Origin of the sequence: Streptomyces sp. NPDC050534, from assembly GCF_044457745.1 — a bacterium.
GTDB lineage: Bacteria > Actinomycetota > Actinomycetes > Streptomycetales > Streptomycetaceae > Streptomyces.
Window position 1 is genome coordinate 525019 of record NZ_JBITHF010000007.1, and the last position, 19664, is coordinate 544682.

13 protein-coding genes are annotated in these 19664 nt (G+C 70.3%); 6 read left to right on the forward strand and 7 right to left on the reverse strand.

Annotated elements, in window-relative coordinates; genetic code table 11:
- Positions 1-13 precede the first annotated feature (13 nt).
- On the forward strand, positions 14-3643 hold the full coding sequence (locus ACIBN2_RS25250) for a hydantoinase B/oxoprolinase family protein (protein ID WP_399137421.1): 3630 nt from the start codon (positions 14-16) through the stop codon (positions 3641-3643).
- On the forward strand, positions 3624-4229 hold the full coding sequence (locus tag ACIBN2_RS25255; protein WP_399137422.1) for a GTP-binding protein: 606 nt from the start codon (positions 3624-3626) through the stop codon (positions 4227-4229). Before ACIBN2_RS25250 ends, ACIBN2_RS25255 begins: the two co-directional genes overlap by 20 nt.
- A 76-nt stretch (positions 4230-4305) precedes the next feature.
- On the opposite strand, the gene glpK is transcribed toward ACIBN2_RS25255, so the two are convergent.
- The 4 genes from glpK to ACIBN2_RS25275 form a co-directional block, all read right to left on the reverse strand.
- On the reverse strand, positions 4306-5817 hold the full coding sequence (glpK, locus tag ACIBN2_RS25260; RefSeq protein WP_399137424.1) for a glycerol kinase GlpK: 1512 nt from the start codon (positions 5815-5817) through the stop codon (positions 4306-4308).
- A gap of 451 nt (positions 5818-6268) precedes the next feature.
- Entirely contained in the window at positions 6269-7921 is a 1653-nt protein-coding gene (locus ACIBN2_RS25265) for an EAL domain-containing protein (protein ID WP_399137425.1), read from the reverse strand.
- A gap of 144 nt (positions 7922-8065) precedes the next feature.
- Positions 8066-9256, reverse strand: coding sequence for a lipid-transfer protein (locus ACIBN2_RS25270; protein WP_399137427.1), 1191 nt, complete (start codon positions 9254-9256; stop codon positions 8066-8068).
- Positions 9253-9699: a Zn-ribbon domain-containing OB-fold protein gene (locus ACIBN2_RS25275; protein WP_399137429.1), complete on the reverse strand. Its 447-nt coding sequence runs from the start codon at positions 9697-9699 to the stop codon at positions 9253-9255. The genes ACIBN2_RS25270 and ACIBN2_RS25275 overlap by 4 nt, the downstream gene beginning before the upstream one ends.
- Positions 9700-9874: 175 nt before the next feature.
- Between ACIBN2_RS25275 and ACIBN2_RS25280 the strand changes: the two genes are divergently transcribed.
- Together ACIBN2_RS25280 and ACIBN2_RS25285 are read left to right on the forward strand one after the other, a co-directional pair.
- Positions 9875-10684, forward strand: coding sequence for a M15 family metallopeptidase (locus ACIBN2_RS25280; RefSeq protein WP_399137431.1), 810 nt, complete (start codon positions 9875-9877; stop codon positions 10682-10684).
- A 47-nt stretch (positions 10685-10731) separates the two neighbouring features.
- On the forward strand, positions 10732-11268 hold the full coding sequence (locus ACIBN2_RS25285) for an NUDIX domain-containing protein (RefSeq protein WP_399137433.1): 537 nt from the start codon (positions 10732-10734) through the stop codon (positions 11266-11268).
- A gap of 1 nt (position 11269) precedes the next feature.
- On the opposite strand, the gene ACIBN2_RS25290 is transcribed toward ACIBN2_RS25285, so the two are convergent.
- The gene (locus ACIBN2_RS25290; RefSeq protein WP_399137434.1) at positions 11270-13636 is read right to left on the reverse strand and encodes a TIM-barrel domain-containing protein; all 2367 of its coding nucleotides are present in this window, start codon (positions 13634-13636) and stop codon (positions 11270-11272) included.
- A 212-nt stretch (positions 13637-13848) separates the two neighbouring features.
- Between ACIBN2_RS25290 and ACIBN2_RS25295 the strand changes: the two genes are divergently transcribed.
- Both ACIBN2_RS25295 and ACIBN2_RS25300 read left to right on the forward strand, forming a co-directional pair.
- Positions 13849-15816, forward strand: coding sequence for an acetoacetate--CoA ligase (locus ACIBN2_RS25295; RefSeq protein WP_399137436.1), 1968 nt, complete (start codon positions 13849-13851; stop codon positions 15814-15816).
- A 143-nt stretch (positions 15817-15959) separates the two neighbouring features.
- Positions 15960-16853 (forward strand): hypothetical protein, encoded by an 894-nt coding sequence (locus ACIBN2_RS25300; RefSeq protein ID WP_399137437.1) that lies wholly within the window; start codon positions 15960-15962, stop codon positions 16851-16853.
- Positions 16854-16923: 70 nt separating this feature from the next.
- On the opposite strand, the gene ptsP is transcribed toward ACIBN2_RS25300, so the two are convergent.
- On the reverse strand, positions 16924-18594 hold the full coding sequence (gene ptsP, locus ACIBN2_RS25305) for a phosphoenolpyruvate--protein phosphotransferase (protein WP_399137439.1): 1671 nt from the start codon (positions 18592-18594) through the stop codon (positions 16924-16926).
- A gap of 79 nt (positions 18595-18673) precedes the next feature.
- Positions 18674-19123 (reverse strand): PTS glucose transporter subunit IIA, encoded by a 450-nt coding sequence (locus ACIBN2_RS25310; protein ID WP_399137441.1) that lies wholly within the window; start codon positions 19121-19123, stop codon positions 18674-18676.
- Between the last annotated feature and the right edge of the window lie 541 nt (positions 19124-19664).

Here is a 19664-nt window from a genome sequence, read left to right on the forward strand (position 1 = left end):
GCGGGGTACGGACATGGCAGGCTGGCAGTTCTGGGTCGATCGGGGCGGCACCTTCACCGACATCGTCGCGCGACGCCCCGACGGCCGGCTGCTCACGCACAAGCTGCTGTCGGAGAATCCGGCGCGGTACTCCGACGCGGCCGTCGCGGGCGTACGCGAACTGCTCGACGGTTCCCCGGACTCCATCGAGGCCGTCCGCATGGGCACGACGGTCGCCACCAACGCGCTCCTGGAGCGCAAGGGCGAACGCACCCTGCTGGTCGTCACCCGCGGTTTCCGTGACGCCCTGCGCATCGCCTACCAGAACCGCCCCCAGATCTTCGCCCGCCGCATCGAACTCCCCTCGCTGCTCCACGAGCGGGTCGTCGAGATCGACGAGCGCATCGCCGCCGACGGCACCGTCCTTCGCGCCCCCGACCTCGACGCCCTGGCCGGTCCCCTGCGGGAGGCGTACGAGGACGGCATCCGAGCCGTCGCCGTCGTCTGCATGCACAGTCATCTGCACCCCGCCCACGAGCAGGCCGTGGGCGAGCTCGCCGCCCGCATCGGCTTCCCGCAGATCTCGCTGTCCAGCGAGGTCAGCCCGTTGATGAAGCTCGTACCGCGGGGGGACACCGCGGTCGTCGACGCCTACCTGTCGCCCGTGCTGCGCCGCTACGTCCAGCACGTCGCCGACGAACTGCGCGGCGTGCGGCTGATGTTCATGCAGTCCAACGGAGGGCTCGCCGAAGCCGGGCAGTTCCGCGGCAAGGACGCCATCCTCTCCGGGCCCGCCGGCGGCATCGTCGGCATGGCCCGCATGTCGCAGCTGGCCGGGTTCGACCGCGTCATCGGCTTCGACATGGGCGGTACCTCCACCGACGTCTCGCACTTCGCGGGTGAGTACGAACGCGTCTTCACGACCCAGATCGCGGGTGTCCGGCTGCGCGCGCCCATGCTGGACATCCACACCGTCGCGGCCGGCGGCGGCTCGGTCCTGCACTTCGACGGAAACCGCTACCGCGTAGGGCCGGACTCGGCGGGCGCGGACCCGGGACCCGCCTGCTACCGCGGCGGCGGCCCGCTCGCCGTCACGGACGCCAACGTCATGCTGGGCCGGATCCAGCCGACGCACTTCCCCAAGGTGTTCGGCCCCCGGGGCGACCAGCCGCTCGACGCGGAGCTCGTCCGTGACCGGTTCACCGCCCTCGCGCGTGAGATCGGCACGAGGACCGGGGACGACCGCACGCCCGAGCAGGTGGCCGAGGGCTACCTGCAGATCGCCGTCGCCAACATCGCCAACGCGGTCAAGCGGATCTCCGTCCAGAAGGGCCACGACGTCACCCGCTACGCCCTCACCACGTTCGGTGGCGCGGGCGGCCAGCACGCGTGCATGGTGGCCGACTCGCTCGGCATCCGCACCGTCCTCGTGCCGCCGATGGCCGGTGTCCTGTCCGCGCTCGGCATCGGCCTCGCCGACACCACCGCCATGCGCGAGCAGTCCGTCGAGGCACCGCTGGAGCCCGCGTCCATGGCCGCGGTCCTGAAGACCGCCGACGACCTGGAGCAGGCGGCCAGCTCGGAACTCCTCGCGGAGGACGTCCCCGAGGACCACATCCGGATCACCCGCCGCGCGCAGCTGCGCTACGACGGCACCGACACCACCCTCACCGTCGAGCTGACCGAGCCCGGCACGATGACCCGTGCCTTCGAAGAACGTCATCGCGCCACGTACTCCTTCACGCTCGACCGCCCGATCGTCGTCGAAGCACTCTCCGTCGAAGCCACCGGCATCACGGAACCCCCCGATCTCTCCGCCCTCGCCCCCTACGAAGCCGCCCGCGAGGGCGGCCCGGCCGCGCCCGCGACGGTCCGCCTCCACACCGGCGGCTCCTGGCGCGACGTACCCCTCCACCGCCGTGAGGACCTTCCTCCCGGCGACACCGTCACCGGCCCCGCGATCATCACCGAGGCCAGTGCGACGACCGTCGTGGACGACGGCTGGCAGGCCGTGGCCCGCGACGACGGGCATCTGGTCATGGAACGCGCGGCGATTACGGAGAGTTCCGATCTCGGCACAGAAGCGGACCCCGTTCGGCTCGAGGTCTTCAACAACCTCTTCATGTCGATCGCCGAGCAGATGGGCGCGCGGCTGGAGTCGACGGCCCAGTCCGTCAACATCAAGGAGCGCCTCGACTTCTCGTGCGCCCTCTTCGACCCGGACGGGAACCTGGTGGCCAACGCGCCGCACATCCCCGTCCACCTGGGCTCGATGGGCACGAGCGTCAAGGAGGTCATTCGGCGCCGCGGCACCTCGATGCGGCCCGGCGACACCTACGCCGTCAACGACCCGTACCACGGCGGCACCCACCTGCCCGACGTCACCGTGATCACCCCGGTGTTCGACACGGAGGGTGACCAGATCCTCTTCTACGTCGCCTCCCGCGGCCACCACGCCGAGATCGGTGGCATCGCCCCAGGCTCCATGCCCGCGAACAGCCGCACCATCGAGGAGGAAGGCATCCTCTTCGACAACTGGCTGCTCGCCGAGCACGGCCGCTTCCGCGAGGAGGAGACCCTCCGCCTGCTCACCGAGGCGCGCCACCCCTCCCGCAACCCGAAGACCAATCTCGCCGACCTGCGCGCCCAGATCGCCGCCAACCGCAAGGGCGTCGACGAAGTCGCCCGCATGATCGACAACTTCGGCCTCGACGTCGTCCAGGCGTACATGAAGCACGTCCAGGACAACGCCGAGGAAGCGGTGCGCCGGGTCGTCGACGCCCTGGACGACGGCGAGTACGCCTACGAGACCGACGCGGGCGCCCACATCCGCGTACACGTGCGCGTGGACCGCGAGAACCGGTCCGCGACCATCGACTTCACCGGCACCTCCGCCCAGCTGTCGAGCAATTTCAACGCCCCCTTCGCGGTGGTCAACGCGGCCGTCCTGTACGTCTTCCGCACCCTCGTCGCCGACGACATCCCGCTCAACGACGGCTGTCTGCGCCCCCTCGACATCGTCGTGCCGCCCGGCTCCATGCTCGCGCCCGAGCCGCCGGCCGCCGTCGTCGCGGGCAACGTCGAGACCTCCCAGGCCATCACCGGGGCCCTCTACGCCGCACTCGGCGTCCAGGCCGAGGGCTCCGGGACGATGAACAACGTCACCTTCGGCAACGAGCGGTACCAGTACTACGAGACGGTCGCCTCCGGCTCCGGGGCGGGAGACGGCTTCCCCGGTGCTCCCGTCGTCCAGACCCACATGACCAACTCACGGCTGACCGACCCCGAAGTCCTCGAGTGGCGGCTGCCCGTGCACCTCGACGAGTTCGCCGTGCGCCTGGGCAGCGGCGGCGCCGGACGGTGGCCCGGTGGGGACGGCGCAGTGCGCCGGATCCGCTTCCACGAGCCCATGACGGTGTCCACGCTGTCCCAGCACCGCCGGGTCCCGCCGTACGGCATGGCGGGCGGCGAGCCCGGCGCGCTGGGCGCCAACCGGGTGGAGCGCGCGGACGGCACGGTGACCGCGCTCGGCGGCAGCGACACGGCCGACGTCGGCCCCGGCGACGTACTCGTCATCGAAACCCCCGGCGGCGGAGGCTACGGCCCGCCGTCGTCCCATCCCCATCAAGCAGGAGAAGAGATCGATGATCTTCGGGCGTTCTGAGCGCGGGAAGCCTCCGGTCGAGCCCGTCACGCTCAAGATCCTGGTGGCCGGCGGCTTCGGCGTGGGCAAGACCACCCTGGTCGGCGCGGTCAGCGAGATCAGGCCGCTGCGCACCGAGGAACTGCTCACCGAGGCCGGGCGCCCCATCGACGACACGAGTGGCGTCGAGGGCAAGCACACCACCACGGTGGCCATGGACTTCGGCCGCATCACGCTCCGCGAGGACCTCGTGCTGTACCTGTTCGGCACGCCGGGGCAGGAGCGGTTCTGGTTCATGTGGGACGAGCTCTCCGAGGGTGCCCTCGGCGCCGTCGTGCTCGCCGACACCCGCCGCCTGGAGGACTGCTTCGCCGCGGTCGACTACTTCGAGCGGCGTTCCATACCCTTCGTCGTGGGCGTCAACTGCTTCGAGGGCGCGTCCCGCTACCCCGAGACCGCCGTCCGCCAGGCCCTCGACCTGGACGACGACGTACCGCTGCTGCTGTGCGACGCCCGCGACCGGGAGACCGTCAAGGAAGTCCTGATCGGCGTCGTCCGGCACGCGATGGCGCAGGCGGCGGACCGCCGCCAGACCGTCACCACCTGAGCGACCGCACGGCCCGTACCCCCGCCGACCGGGGTACGGGCCGCGGCCCCGATGGCGCCCACGCGCGCGTGGGCGCCTAGTCGTCGCCGTCCTCCAGCCAGCCGAAGCTCTTCTCCACGGCCTTGCGCCAGTTGTGGTACTCACGGTCGCGTACCGAGGCCTCCATGGAGGGCGTCCACTCGACGTCCTTCTGCCAGTGGGCCTTCAGCTCGTCGAGATCGTTCCACACTCCGGTGGCGAGCCCAGCCGCGTACGCGGCGCCGAGGCACGTGGTCTCGGAGACCTTCGGGCGGACCACGGGAACGTCGAGGACGTCCGCCTGGTGCTGCATGAGCAGGTTGTTCTTGGTCATGCCGCCGTCCACCTTGAGGGTGGTGATGTGCACGCCGGAGTCCTGGAACATGGCGTCCACGACCTCGCGCGTCTGCCAGCTCGTCGCCTCGAGCACGGCCCGGGCGAGGTGGGCCTTGGTGACGTAGCGGGTCAGGCCGGTGACGACACCGCGCGCGTCGGAGCGCCAGTACGGTGCGAACAGGCCGGAGAAGGCCGGAACGATGTAGGCCCCGCCGTTGTCGTCGACACTCGCCGCCAGGGGTTCGATGTCGTCGGCGTGGCGGATGATGCCCAGCTGGTCGCGGAACCATTGGACGAGGGCGCCCGTTATGGCTATCGACCCCTCCAGGCAGTAGATCGGCGCCTCACTTCCGATCTTGTAGCCCATCGTCGTCAGCAGGCCGCTCTTCGACGGCACGGGCCGGTTGCCCGTGTTGAGCAGCAGGAAGGAGCCCGTGCCGTACGTGTTCTTGGCCGTGCCCACGTCGTAGCAGGCCTGTCCGAACACGGCCGCCTGCTGGTCGCCGAGGGCCGAGGCGACCGGGACCCCGGCCAGCTGGCCGACGGCGGTGCCGTATACCTCGGCCGACGACTTGATCTCGGGAAGAATCGCCTCGGGGATGTTCATCGCGGAGAGGATGGACTGGTCCCACTGCAGGTTCTCCAGGTTCATCAGCATGGTGCGGCCGGCGTTGGTCACGTCCGTGACGTGCTGACCCCCGTCGGTGCCGCCCGTCAGGTTCCAGATGAGCCAGGAGTCCATGGTGCCGAAGGCGATCTCGCCGTTCTCGGCGCGGGCCCTGAGACCGGGCACGTTGTCGAGCAGCCAGGCCGCCTTGGGGCCGGAGAAGTAGGTGGCCAGCGGCAGTCCGGTCTGCTCGCGGAACCGGTCCTGACCGTCCGATCCGCCGAGCTGCCTGGTCAGCGCGGCGGTGCGGGTGTCCTGCCAGACGATCGCGTTGTGCACGGGTTTGCCCGTGGCGCGGTCCCACAGGAGCGTGGTCTCGCGCTGGTTGGTGATGCCGAGCGCGCTGAGCTGGTCGGCGCGCAGTCCGGCCTTGGCGAGCGCTCCGGCGACCACGGCCTGCACCTTGGACCAGATCTCGGTGGCGTCGTGCTCCACCCACCCCGGCTTGGGGAAGATCTGACGGTGCTCACGCTGGTCGACTGCGACGATCGCGCCGTCCTGGTTGAAGACGATGCAGCGGCTGGAGGTGGTGCCCTGGTCGATAGCGGCGACGAACTTGTCCGTCATGACGTCCCCTTCGTCGTTCCTTCAAGGCTGCTGTGAATCAGAAGGCTGCTGTGCGGAGCTACGGACCGATGACGACACAGCCGCGCCCGTCGCCGCGCGTGTCTCCGTTGCTCATGGCGGCTCCTAGGCCCAGTCCCGGGGCGATCGACCCCGGTGCTTCGTGCAGGGTGCGTTTCCCATGGCGACTCCGGCCGAAGGCAGGTAGGTCCCGCGCCCCGCCCGCCGTCCGTGACGAGCTTGCCGTCGCAGTCGCATCGGCCGTGGGGGAACGGTCCGGCTCCGCAGGTGACGCCCGCGTGGAGCGTGCCTGGATAGACCGTGTATGTACGGCGATGTCGACTGACACCGGAAGTTTTCACCGACGCCCACAGAGCGTCAAGGTCGCCGACGGCAACGGTGACAGCCGGAGGTGTGTCTGTGCGGGGTGGGCAGGGCCGGTCAGTTGTGACGATCAGCCTAGGCCGGGTTCGGCCACCGCGCACCCGGCCTGGGCCGGCGCCGCCTCCGCGCCGCGCCGGATCTCGTGGCCCGGCATGTCCGCCCGGCCCAGCACCCAGCTCGCCCCGGGCAACGACTTCGCGGCTTTTTTGAGGGGCGCCAGGCGTGCGGCGGCCTGCCGGTGGTCCGTCACGCTGCCGGGCGGGCACAGCACGGTGGCCAGCGACAGCGTGACCGGACGCCCGCCGGCCGACCAGGGAGTGTCCAGCATCGAGGTGGCGAGCGGATCCAGCCATTCCGGCTCGGCGAGCACCAGGAAGTCGTCGCCGCCGATGTGGCCCACCCGGGTGCTGCCGCTCGCCGCGTGCTGCAGCGCCCGCCCCACCGACCGGATGAGCTCGTCGCCTGCCGCGAACCCGGCCCCGTCGTTGACCTGTTTGAAGTGGTCCACGTCCAGCCAGCTCAGGGCGAATGTCCGGCCGTCCGCGATCCTGCGGTCGACCTCAACGGTGATCGCGTCCGAGCCCGGCAGCCGGGTGAGCGGGTTTAGCCCGGCCGCTTCCTCGACCCGGCTCTCGGCGAGCGCCCGCACGAGGTCCGCGAGCCGTACGACACCCACGCAACGGCCGTGCGGGTCCACCACCGCCACATCGTCCGACGTGCGGCTGCGGCCGCCGACGGCGACCACGTCCAGGACCTCCCAGGCCGTGGCGTCGGCTCCCACCGTCCGCGGCGGGTCCCCGAGCTTGGCCGCGGGCCGGTCGGCGTACAGGGCGTGTCCGTAGCGCCCCGACAGCGACAGCAGGAAGCGCGAGCGGTGCACCGAGCGGACCGGGCGCCCGTGCTGGTCCACGAGCAGGACCCCGGACACGTCGGGCGACCCGGTCAGCAGCGCCCGCACCTGGCCGGCCGACGCGGTGGCGGGCAGCAGCGCGGCGGGCCGCACGAACTCCCGCACCGAAGGCCCCGACCTCGGCATGGTCACGGCGGCGGGGGAGCGGGGCGGAACGTATACGTCCGCCACGGGCAGCCGGGCCGGGGGCGCGAACAGTTCGCCCTGTCCCAGCTGCGCGCCGGCCGAGATGGCGGCGGCGCACTGCAGTTCCGTCTCCACGCCCTCGACGGACAGGAGCGCCCCCGCCTGCTCGCAGAGCGTCCGCATGGCCTTCACCGCGGCCGGCCGCGCCAGCAATGACGCGTCCAGCTTCACCAGGTCGGGCGCCATGTCGACGAGCAGTCGCAGGGGTACGTCCCCGTCCCCGACGCCGTCCGCGCTGATCCGGAAGCCCTGGGCCCGCAGGGCGCCCACCGCCTCGAGCAGGGCGTGCTGCGGGACGTGGGTGTACGGCGGCCCGATGTCGATCGTCACCTCCCACGGCAGCCGTCCGGCCTGCCGCACGGCGTCGTGCAGCGGGGTGAGGCCGCCGAGGTCGGCGAGGGTGCCCGCGAACACGTTGACGTGCAGCGGCAGCAGGGTTTCCCTGTGCGCCGCCGCTCGGAGCGCCAACACCGCCAGTCTGCCGTCGAGTTCGGGGTTACGGCGGGCTTCGGCCAGGATGTCGCCGCTCTCCGGGCGGGCGAGTATCTCCAGCCCCGCGACCGCTCCGGTGGTCAGGTTGACCACCGGCTGGAAGGCGAAGCGGAGAGTATCCGTCCAGGAGTGCACGGGAGCATGATGGCGCCACCGACGGACGCCCAGGCCCAGTTCATGAGACGTTCACGCAGGATTCCTGGCCGGTCACACAGCGTACGAGAAAGGGCTTGCCCCGCCGTGCGGCCGCGCGGCGCCGACCGGGTCCCGCACCGGTCCTCAGCGAACGGCGATCACCGAGGAGCCGTGCCCGAACAATCCCTGGTTCGCCGTGATCCCGACGCGCGCCCCGGTGACCTGCCGCTCACCCGCCTCCTGTCTCAACTGCCAAGTCAGCTCGCACACTTGGGCGATGGCCTGAGCCGGAACGGCTTCACCGAAGGAGGCCAGCCCGCCGCTCGCGTTCACCGGTATGCGCCCGCCCAGGGCCGTCGCGCCCTCCCTCAGCAGCTTCGCGCCCTCTCCCTGTCCGCACAGCCCGAGATCCTCGTACCACTGCAACTCGAGGGCGGTGGACAGGTCGTAGGCCTCCGCGAGGGACAGATCCTCCGGCCCGAGGCCCGCCTCCTCGTAGGCGGCCCGCGCGATCGAGGCGCGGAAGGTGTCGGCGGGCGGCTCCACCGCCACCGCGGAGTCGGTCGCTATGTCCGGCAGATCGAGCACCGTGCTGGGATAGCGCGGCGTCACGGTGGACACGGCACGGATCCGGACCGGACGGCTCACGCCGTGCCGGCGTGCGAACTCCATGCTGGACAGCACCAGGGCGGCGCCTCCGTCCGACGTGGCGCAGATGTCGAGCAGCCGCAGCGGGTCGGCCACCACGGCCGACGCGGCGACCTCCTCGGCGGTGACCCGCTTGCGGTAGCGGGCATTCGGATTGAGCGCGCCCATGGCCGAGTTCTTCACCTTGACCTGTGCGAAGTCCTCCACGGTGTCGCCGTGCACGGCCATGCGGCGGCGCGCGTACAGCCCGAAGTACGTGGGATTGGTCGCCCCCAGAACGCGGAAGCGAAGCCAGTCCGGATCTTCCGGCCGGTCCCCTCCCGCCGGCCGGAAGAACCCCTTGGGAGCCGCGTCGGCGCCCACCACCAGGACGACCTCCGCGAGGCCGGACAGGATCTGCGCGCGAGCGGTGTCGACGGCCTGCGCCCCGGACGCGCACGCCGCGTACACGCTGGCCACTCTGGCCCCCTGCCAGCCCAGCGCCTTCGCGAAGGTCGCGCCGGCCACATAGCCTGGATAGCCGCCGCGCACCGTGTCGGCCCCGACGACCGAGCCGACGTCCCGCCAGGTCAACTCCGCGTCGGCGAGAGCCGCGCGGGCCGCCGCGGCCCCGTACTCGACGAAACTGCGCCCCCACTTGCCCCACGGATGCATGCCCGCGCCGAGCACCGCCACTTCTCCGGTCATGCCCCCACCCCCGTCGGCCGCCAGTGCCACGTCGTCCAGATCGTCGCCGCGTCCTGATTGAGCACTCCGGGAACCACCTGCACCTCCGTGCCGACCGCCAGATCGGCGACGGTGGTCCCGGGAGCCGCCTGCCCCAGCACCACGATGCGCTCGGGCTTCAGCTCTACAGCGATCAACGTGTACGGCTCCCACGGAAGTTCCGGATCGGTCACATAGGGTGACGGAGGCCGGTATCTGCTGTCCGTGTAGGACCAGACACGCCCGCGCGGCGAGAGGGGCACCTCCTCCAGATCCCCGCCGGAGCACAAGGGATTGCGGCAGTGCGCGTCCTCGCGGGGGAAGAAGACCGAGGCGCACGCCGCGCAGCGCGTGCCGAGGAGCCTGAAGTCGTCCCCGTCGCCGGCGAACCACCCTTCCACGACAGGCGTGCGTGTACGCGACAAAGTCCCTCCTCGCAACGTAATCTGACGGGACGTCAGGAGTGTGTCACGGGCTTCCGGAAATGGGCAGGGGCCTCGATCGAACCGAACGGCCCCTTACTGCGTCGTCGTAACGGAAGGGACGGCCGGGGCCCACGGGGGTGGATCCGGCCGTCCCGATTTGATAGATGCAGGAGACATGACACGTCTCTCCCGTGCACTACGCGCTCTGATCACCGCACTCGCCGCACTGCTGGCGGTCGCAACGGCCTCCGCCACCGCCCAGGCGAAGACGGAGCCCAAGGCACCGAAGGACTTCGTGGCCCTGAGAACCGTGGATCCGACGATCATCCAGGAGATGCGCTACTTCACCGTGCACAACTTCGTCGGCGAGCGGATCGACGGCTATCAGCAGCCGATCTGCATCCTCACCCGGCCGGCCGCCGAAGCGCTGCACAAGGCCCAGACGAGGCTGCTGCGCCAGGGATACAGCCTCAAGGTGTACGACTGCTACCGCCCGCAGCGCGCCGTGAACCACTTCGTCCGCTGGGCCGAGGACCTCGGCGACCAGGCGATGAAGGGCGAGTTCTACCCGAACGTCGACAAGACCCGGCTGTTCGAGGACGGCTACATCGCGGAGAAATCCGGCCACAGCCGCGGCTCGACCATGGACCTCACCATCGTGAAGCTGCCCGCCCGGCCGACCCGGCCGTACCACCCGGGGCAGCCCCTCGTCCCCTGCTACGCGCCCAAGGACGAGCGCTTCCCCGACAACTCCCTCGACATGGGCACCGGCTTCGACTGCTTCGACACCCTCGCCCACACCCTCGACCCCCGTATCCAGGGCGAACAGCGCGCCAACAGGCTGCTTCTGAAGAGCACCCTCGAGCGTCTCGGCTTCGTGAACCTCGCCGAGGAGTGGTGGCACTTCACGTACCGGCCCGAGCCCTACCCGGACACCTATTTCGACTTCCCCGTCTCCTCGAAGTCGCTCAACGGTCGCTTCTGAGCCGCCTCCTGGAGACGCCCTCTCCGTGATCGGATACATTCCGCTTCGTGTCCGAAACTCATGCCTCCACCCTCAATTCCGCGCCCGGCTCCCACTGTTCGAGCTGCGGAGCGCCTTACGGAGAGGGCGTCACCGGCTGGCCCCGCACCTGCCCGGTCTGTCACGCCGTGGCCTACCGCAACCCGCTGCCGGTGGCGATCGCGCTCCAGCCCGTGTACGACACGAAGGGCACCGCCCTGGTCGTCATCACACGAACGATCGCCCCGGCGCGCGGGGGCGTCGCACTGCCGGGCGGCTACATAGACGACCGGGAGGACTGGCGGCAGGCTGCCGTCCGTGAACTCAAGGAGGAGACCGGCATCGACGCGGCCGCCCGCGACGTGCGCCTCGTCGACGCCATGAGCTCTCCCGACGGGCACCTGCTGCTGTTCGGCCTCCTCCCCGAGCGCCCGGCCGAGGGCCTCCCGAAGTCCTCCGGCACGGACGAGACGGAGGGCTGGCACCTCCTGCGCAGGCCGGAGGAGCTCGCCTTCCCGCTGCACACGCTGGCCGTGCGGGCCTGGTTCGAGGGCCGGTACGTCTGAGTCAGACCTTGCCGAGTCCCCGGACGCGGACCGGGTGCGGCGGCTCGCCGGTGCCGCCCTCGCCCTCCCGCTCGACCACAAGTCGCTGCCCGGTCCAACGGGTGACGTAACGCTCGAGTTCCGGCTCGTCCCATCCGTCGCCCGCGTCCCGCACCACCAGTCCGCCGCCGGTGCGTCCCGGGGCGGGCGCCCACACCTCGAGTTCCAACGCACCGTCGTCCCCGCGCACCGGGACGACGGCACCCGCGCGCGCGAGCACCGGAATCCGCGACAAGGGGGCATCGAGGAACACCTGCCCAGGCCCCTCGTACACCTGCTCCGTCACCGTGTCGTACCAGCGCCCCCGAGGCAGCTGCACCGCACGCCGGTCCGCGCCCTGATCGAGCACCGGCGCCACCAGCAGGCAGTCGCCCAGCAGGAAGGCGTCCTCGCAGTCGCGCAGCGTGCGGTCCTCGGGCGCCGACCACCACAGCGGCCGCACATAGGGCGCTCCGGTACGCCGGGCCAGATGCGCGAGCGTCACGAAGTACGGCAGCAGCCTCCGGCGTTCGACGAGCGCCACGCGCGCGTGCTCCAGCACCTCGGCGCCGAACTCCCAGGGCTCCCGGCGTCCCGCCCGCAGACTCGCGTGCGTGCGGAACAGCGGCAGATAGGCGCCCAGTTGGAACCAGCGCAGATACAGCTCGGGCGACGGGCTCCCGTCGAATCCGCCCACGTCCGGCCCCGAATACGGCACCCCGCACAGCCCGAGCCCCAGGACCAGCGACAGCGAGGCCCGCAGCCCGGGCCAGCCCGTGGCCAGGTCACCGGACCACGTGCCCCCGTAACGCTGCATACCGACCCAGCCGGAGCGCGAGAAGACGAACGGCCGCTCCTGCGGCGCCAGTTCGCGCAGCCCCTCGTAACCCGCCCTTGCCATGCACAGTGCGTAGACGTTGTGCGCCTCGCGGTGGTCCCCGCCCTGTCCCTCCAGCGCGTGCCTGGCCGAGCGCGGCAGAGTCGGCTCCCCGAAGGCGGCGAACGAGGTCGGTTCGTTCATGTCGTGCCAGAACCCCGAGAACCCCTGGGCCAGCCGCTCCTCGTACAGCCGCCCCCACCACTCACGCACGCGCGCGTGCGTGAAGTCGGGGAACACCGCCTCCCCGGGCCACACGACCCCTCGCACGAGCCGGCCCGCAGCGTCCCGCACGAAGACGTCCTCGGCCATCCCGCTGTCGTACACCGCGTTGCCCTCGGCAGCCTTGACCGCCGGGTCGATGATGGACACCAGCCGTATCCCGTCCTGCCGCAACTCCTTGGCCAACAGCGGCAGCTTGGGGAAACGCTCCTGGTCGACGGTGAAGACCTGGTGCTCGTCGTAGTGGTCGATGTCCAGATGGACGGCGTCCAGCGGCAGCTCCCGCTCCTGGTAACCGGAGACGATCCGCCGCACCTCCTGCTCGCTCCCGAATCCCCAGCGCGCGTGGTGATGACCCAGCGCCCACGCGGGCGGCAGTGCGGGTGCCCCGGTCAGCGACGCCCAGACGAGCAGCACGCGCGCGGGGGTACCGACCACCACCCAGCAGCGCAACGGACCACCCTCCATCCGCAGCTCGGACGTCCCCGCCCGGTCGTGCCCGGAACCGGCGCCCTCCTCGCCCTCCCGGAGAGTCACCGTGCCGGCCCACGAGGTGTCGCGGAACACCAGATGCGTCGCCGCGTCTGCGACCACCAGCTGCACGGGCATCGTGATGTAGAGCGGATCGTCACCGGGACCGAACGCGTGCCCGGGGTCCGTGTTCCACATCCGGTACGTCCCGTCGCGCAGCCGCGGACCCGACGCCCGTCCCCCGAGTCCGAAGAACCGGGCGTCCGCGGCCACTTCCGACCGTTGCATCCAGCGCGCCGTGCCACCCCCGACCGGCTCCCACCACCGGGGCGGCAGATCACGGCGCAGCGTCACACCTCCAGGCGTGCGCACCTCGACCGCGCCGTGCCGCGAGACGGCGACCGTGACCCGCTCGGCCACGACGCGCCAGCCACCCTCCTTGTCGGGCTCCAGGAACGCCCGCGGATCCGGCTCCGGGCAACGGCCCGCGAGCGCGTACGACGGCTCCGGAGAGGCCCCGTCCCAGCCCCAGAACACCGCACCGTTCACCGCGACCATGACGCGCAGCTCGGACCGGCTGAACCGGATGATGCCGCCGCCCGGCGCGGTCTCCACCTCCTGCACGGACCCGGGCACCCGCGCGCGCTCGGCGCCACGCGACGGCAGGGCAGCGGCGTCCGCACGCCGCGTGCGCCATGCGGCTCGCACGGTAAGCAACCCCTGTGCCGCCCCCGCAGAACTCACCGTCTTTATCGAACGCACCAGGTCACGACCGTTCATGCTGCTCACCCTGCCATTGACCGGCCCACGCGCGTGTGTCGTTCAACTGCCGTTCACCCGTGCCGAGACCACATCTTCACGGCACGGACTATGTGGAGCGTGCCCTGGTGCAGAAGTCGATCACATGGCATCGTCCCTGTCAGCCGCGTCACGCGCACACCCCAGCACGTGCGCGACCGACGCACACGACGCGCACAGTCCGGGAGCCACCCATGTCGACCGAGAACCCCCAGCCACTCTGGCAGCCACATCCCGAACGCATCGCCCAGGCGCAGGTCACCAAGTTCCAGGCCTGGGCGGCCGAGCACCACGGCGCCCCGGCCGACGGCGGCTACGCGGCGCTGCACCGCTGGTCCGTCGATGAGCTGGAGACGTTCTGGAAAGCCGTCGCGGAGTGGTTCGACGTACGGTTCTCCACACCCTACGCGCGCGTGCTCGGCGACCGCTCGATGCCGGGTGCCGAGTGGTTCCCCGGGGCGAAGCTCAACTACGCGGAGCACGCCCTGCGTGCGGCCGCGACCCGAGCGGACGAACCGGCCCTCCTGTGTGTGGACGAGACACACGAGCCGCGCCCCGTCACCTGGGCCGAGCTGCGCCGCCAGGTCGGCTCCCTGGCCGCCGAGCTGCGCTCCCGCGGCGTACGCCCCGGAGACCGCGTCAGCGGCTACCTGCCGAACGTCCCGCAGGCCGTCGTCGCCCTCCTCGCCACGGCCGCCGTGGGCGCGGTCTGGACGTCCTGCGCCCCCGACTTCGGCGCCCGCAGCGTCCTCGACCGCTTCCAGCAGGTCGAACCGGTCGTCCTGTTCACCGTCGACGGCTACCGGTACGGCGGCAAGGAGCACGACCGCCGCGACGTCGTCGCCGAACTGCGCAGCGAACTGCCCACCGTGCGCGTCGTCGTCCACATCCCCCTCCTCGGTACCGAGGCTCCCGAAGGCGCCCTGGAGTGGTGGGCCCTGACCGGCGCGGACGTGGAACCCGTCTTCGAGCAGGTACCGTTCGACCACCCTCTTTGGGTGCTCTACTCCTCGGGCACGACCGGCCTGCCCAAGGCCATCGTCCAGTCCCAGGGCGGCATCCTGATCGAGCACCTCAAACAGCTCGGCCTGCACTGCGACCTGGGCCCCGAGGACCGCTTCTTCTGGTACACGTCGACCGGCTGGATGATGTGGAACTTCCTCGTCTCCGGTCTCCTCACGGGGACGACGATCGTGCTCTACGACGGCAGCCCCGGCTTCCCGGACACCGGCGCCCAGTGGCGCATCGCAGAACGGACCGGGGCCACCCTGTACGGCACGTCGGCGGCGTACGTCATGGCCTGCCGCAAGGCCGGCGTGCACCCGTCGCGCGACTTCGACCTCTCCAAGGTGGACTGTGTCGCCACCACCGGGTCCCCACTGCCGCCCGACGGATTCCGCTGGCTGCATGACGAAGTACGGGGCGATCTGTGGATCGCGTCCGTCAGCGGCGGCACTGACGTGTGCTCCTGCTTCGCGGGAGCGGTACCGACCCTCCCGGTGTACGTGGGTGAACTCCAGGCAGCCGGCCTCGGCACCGACCTTCAGTCCTGGGACCCGAGCGGCAAACCCGTGACCGACGAGGTCGGTGAGCTCGTGGTCACCAATCCCATGCCGTCGATGCCCATCCACTTCTGGAACGACCCCGACGGCAGCCGCTACCACGACAGCTACTTCGACACGTACCCCGGCGTGTGGCGTCACGGCGACTGGATCACCCTCACCTCCCGCGGCTCCGTAGTGATCCACGGCCGTTCCGACTCGACGCTCAACCGCCAGGGCGTGCGCATGGGGTCCGCGGACATCTACGAAGCCGTCGAGCGCATCCCCGAGATCAAGGAATCCCTCGTCATCGGCATCGAACAGCCCGACGGCGGCTACTGGATGCCGCTCTTCGTGCACCTGACGCCCGGCGCAACCCTGGACCAGGCCCTGCTGGACCGCATCAAGCAGACCATTCGCGAACAGCTCTCACCGCGCCACGTCCCCGACGAGGTCATCGAGGTGCCCGGCGTCCCACACACCCTCACCGGCAAGCGCATCGAGGTCCCGGTCAAGCGCCTCCTCCAGGGCACACCACTGGAGAAGGCGGTCAATCCGGGCTCCATCGACAACCTTGATCTGCTGCACTTCTACGAGGACCTCGCCCGCAAACGCTCCTGAGCGCACCCCCCTGTCGTGCAACGCCTGCGCGAAGCGGCTCGTGATCCAGAGCCGTCCGGTTCGCGATCGCCTCGCGCAGACGCCGTTGTCAGTGCCGCCGGTTACTGTGAGTGAGCATTGATCGACTGTGCACAGGGGGAAAGATGACGCACACCGACCACCAGACCATGCGACGCGTGCTGCGCCGCGAGATCGCGGGCACCATCGGCCTGCTGACCGATGAGCACGATTTCCGTGCCATGCGCCGCTACCGCAGCTTCACCTTCGACGACCACACGACCTATCTCCAGCAGGTGGAGGCGCTCCTCAAAACACGCGCCTCCCAGGGAAGTCACACCACGGTCGCCCTCTTCGACCCGCAGGAATACGCCGACTTCTGCGCGGACAAGGGCCTCGACCCCGACGTCCAGTCGAGCCGAGCACGCTTCACCGCCGAACTGTCGACCACAGGAGCCGTCCTTCCCTACGACGGCCAGCCGCTGACCGACCTCGTCCCGGCCCTCGTCGACGAGGCCGTCCGGCAGGCCACCTGGGAGTACGCGTCCACACTCCTCGCCCGCCTGGGCGCCTGCGCCGCCTGCGGCGAGGACATCGGCCGCGCCGCCTTCACCCGCGCCTCCCACCTCGTCGTACGCATCCTCGACACAGCGGGCCCGGGCAACCGCCACGTGGTCTGCAGCGTCTCGGCGAAACCGGAAACACTTGTCTCCGTCCTTCACGCCGACCAGGACGAGGACGGTGCCCTCCATCTCGACGAGGCCGAAGCACTCGAATTCACCACGGTCCTGGCCCTCGGCATCGCCACACGGAGTCCAGGCGGACTCGTGATGCGCACCAGCGCACCCGGAACCACCGACCGCGTCTACGGCTGGCACCTGCGCGGCGAGGGCCTCGAACCCCTCTCAGCAGGAGAGGTGTTCGACGCCTACTGCACCGACATCGAGTCCGGCGACATCATCTCCCCGGAATCGGACGTCGACTACTGCGTACCGCCCGACCTCGGGCCGGAAGGAGACGCACCCGGCCACCACCACTGAAACGGGAAGGGGCGCTCCACCCGCTGGTGGAGCGCCCCTCAAGAACCGTCGACCCAAAGCAGCCGGCCTGCTATTCGCCGGACAGCACCGCCTGCGCGGCGTTGCGCGCCTCCTCGGCGCTGTCCGCAGCGCGGGCCGCCGCGGCGGCCCGCTCGCACTGGGCGAGCGTGTGCTTGCCGAGCGTCGCCCGCACATAAGGAATCGACGCGGCACCCATGGAAAGGGAGGTGACGCCCAGACCGGTCAGTACACAGGCGAGCAGCGGGTCGGACGCGGCCTCACCGCAGACACCACAGCTCTTGCCCTCGGCCTTCGCGGCCTCCGCGGACAGCGCGACCAGGTCGAGCAGCGCGGGCTGCCAAGGGTCCTGCAGCCGGGAGACCGCACCCACCTGACGGTCGGCGGCGAAGGTGTACTGCGCGAGGTCGTTGGTGCCCAGCGACAGGAACTCGACCTCCTGCAGAATCGACCGGGCCCGCAGCGCGGCCGACGGGATCTCGACCATCGCGCCGAACTTCGCCTGCAGCCCCGCCTCACGGCAGGCGTCCGCGAACGCCTTGGCGTCGGCACGGTCGGCCACCATCGGAGCCATGACCTCGAGGTAGACCGGCAGGCCCTCGGCGGCCTTCGCGAGCGCCGTCAGCTGGGTGCGCAGCACGTCCGGGTGGTCCAGCAGCGTTCGCAGACCGCGTACACCCAGCGCCGGATTGGGCTCGTCGGCAGGCGTGAGGAAGTCCAGCGGCTTGTCGGCACCGGCATCCAGCACACGGACGACGACACGGCCCTCGGGAAACGCCTCCAAGACCTGCCGGTAGGCCTCGACCTGCTTCTTCTCCGAAGGCGCGTTCTTGCTGTCGTCGAGGAAGAGGAACTCGGTACGGAAGAGCCCGACGCCCTCGGCGCCGGCCTCGACGGCGGCCGGCACGTCCGCGGGACCGCCGACGTTGGCCAGCAGTGGCACCTTGTGCCCGTCCGAAGTGGCACCCGGCCCGGTGGCGGCGGCCAGCGCAGCCTTGCGCTCGGCAGCCGCGGCCGCCAGCTGTGCCCTCTTCTCCTCACTCGGGTTCACGAAGATCTCGCCGGTGCTGCCGTCGACCGCGATCAACGTGCCCTCGGCCAGCTCACCGGCGCCCGGCAGCGCCACCACGGCCGGAACACCGAGTGCCCGCGCCAGAATCGCGCTGTGGCTGGTGGGCCCGCCCTCCTCGGTGACGAACCCGAGGACCAGCGTCGGGTCGAGCAGTGCCGTGTCGGCAGGCGCGAGGTCACGAGCAATGAGGACGTACGGCTCGTCACTGTCCGGGACGCCCGGCATCGGAACGCCCAGCAGCCGGGCGACGATACGATTCCGCACGTCGTCCAGGTCAGCCACGCGACCGGCGAGATACTCACCGGCCCCGGCCAGCAGAGCGCGGTAAGCGGCGAAGGCGTCGTACACGGCCCGCTCGGCCGTGCTCCCGACGGCGATCCGCCGTTCGACATCCGCCATCAGCTCGGGGTCCTGGGCCATCATGGCCTGGGCCTCGAGCACCGCCTGGGCTTCGCCCCCCGCCAGATTGCCGCGTGCCATCAGATCGGCCGCCACAGCTTCCACGGCCTGGCGAGCGCGCCCCTGTTCACGCTCCGCGTCCTCCGCCGGGATCTGCTTGGCAGGCGGCTCCAGAACCGCCGTTCCCATGTGCCGAACCTCGCCGATCGCCACACCGTGGCTCACACCGACGCCTCGCAGCGTTGTCTCCATCTCACCCGTCTCCGATAGTGCGGCGGGTCCCGCCGCCGCGGTGGTTGTACAACGTGCCGTCACTTCGACGGCGCTGACGTCACTTCCAGACGAAAAGGCTGTCGCCGGCCTTCACGTCACCGTCGTCACGAAGATCGGAAAGAGCCTCGGCCGTGGCTTCGAGCGCCACGATCGGGCATACAGCGGATTTGCCGGCGGCCTCCACGGCTGCGGGGTTCCAGCGCACCACGCCCTGCCCCCGCGTCACGGTGTCGCCCTTGTTCACGAGCAACTCGAAGCCCTCACCGTTCAGCTGCACGGTGTCGATGCCGAGGTGCGTGAGCACGCCGTGTCCCTGCTCGTCCACGACGACGAAGGCGTGCGGGTGGAGGGAGACGATGACCCCGTCCACGGGAGCGATGGCCTCGGAGGGCTCCCGCACCGGGTCGATCGCGGTACCCGGGCCGACCATGGCCCCGGAGAAGACGGGATCCGGCACTGCTGCCAGTCCGATGGCGCGTCCTGCGACGGGGGACGTCACGGTGGTCATGGGAAGCCTCCGAGGGGTGGAGATCGAGAAGGGCCGTCACTGCCTGTACCGGACGGCGCACTGTGAGCAGGCTATGTCATATGAACTACGCGTTCCGCATGGAAGATACCGGCTAGTGGTCTAGACCACCAGCCTAATCGATTTGCACCCGCTTCCCGGCCCCCTGTACAGTCGTACTCCTGCTTGAGACCGAGCGACGCGACCAAGCGTCCTTGCTCAGCAGCAACCAAACTCGTCAGATCCTATCCCGGGGTCACCTTCTGCATGTCCGCAGGAGAGTGGTCAGAGGGGCAGAAAAACACTGATAGAGTTCGGAACACCGAAGGGAAGCGCCCGGAGGAAAGCCCGAGAGGGTGAGTACGAAGGAAGCGTCCGTTCCTTGAGAACTCAACAGCGTGCCAAAAGTCAACGCCAGATATGTTGATACCCCGTCCGTCAGGCCCTGTGTCTGATGGTCGTGGTTCCTTTGAAACAAAACACAGCGAGGACGCTGTGAACCGGGGGGATTATTCCTCTTCCCGGTTCCGCTCTCGTGGTGTCG

Coding starts and splice junctions, on each gene's coding strand:
- ACIBN2_RS25250 (WP_399137421.1), top strand. CDS start 14: ATGGCAGGCTGGCAGTTCTGGGTCGATCGGGGCGGCACCTTCACCGAC.
- ACIBN2_RS25255 (WP_399137422.1), top strand. CDS start 3,624: ATGATCTTCGGGCGTTCTGAGCGCGGGAAGCCTCCGGTCGAGCCCGTC.
- glpK (WP_399137424.1), bottom strand. CDS start 5,817: ATGACGGACAAGTTCGTCGCCGCTATCGACCAGGGCACCACCTCCAGC.
- ACIBN2_RS25270 (WP_399137427.1), bottom strand. CDS start 9,256: ATGACCGGAGAAGTGGCGGTGCTCGGCGCGGGCATGCATCCGTGGGGC.
- ACIBN2_RS25280 (WP_399137431.1), top strand. CDS start 9,875: ATGACACGTCTCTCCCGTGCACTACGCGCTCTGATCACCGCACTCGCC.
- ACIBN2_RS25290 (WP_399137434.1), bottom strand. CDS start 13,636: ATGAACGGTCGTGACCTGGTGCGTTCGATAAAGACGGTGAGTTCTGCG.
- ACIBN2_RS25295 (WP_399137436.1), top strand. CDS start 13,849: ATGTCGACCGAGAACCCCCAGCCACTCTGGCAGCCACATCCCGAACGC.
- ACIBN2_RS25300 (WP_399137437.1), top strand. CDS start 15,960: ATGACGCACACCGACCACCAGACCATGCGACGCGTGCTGCGCCGCGAG.
- ptsP (WP_399137439.1), bottom strand. CDS start 18,594: ATGGAGACAACGCTGCGAGGCGTCGGTGTGAGCCACGGTGTGGCGATC.
- ACIBN2_RS25310 (WP_399137441.1), bottom strand. CDS start 19,123: ATGACCACCGTGACGTCCCCCGTCGCAGGACGCGCCATCGGACTGGCA.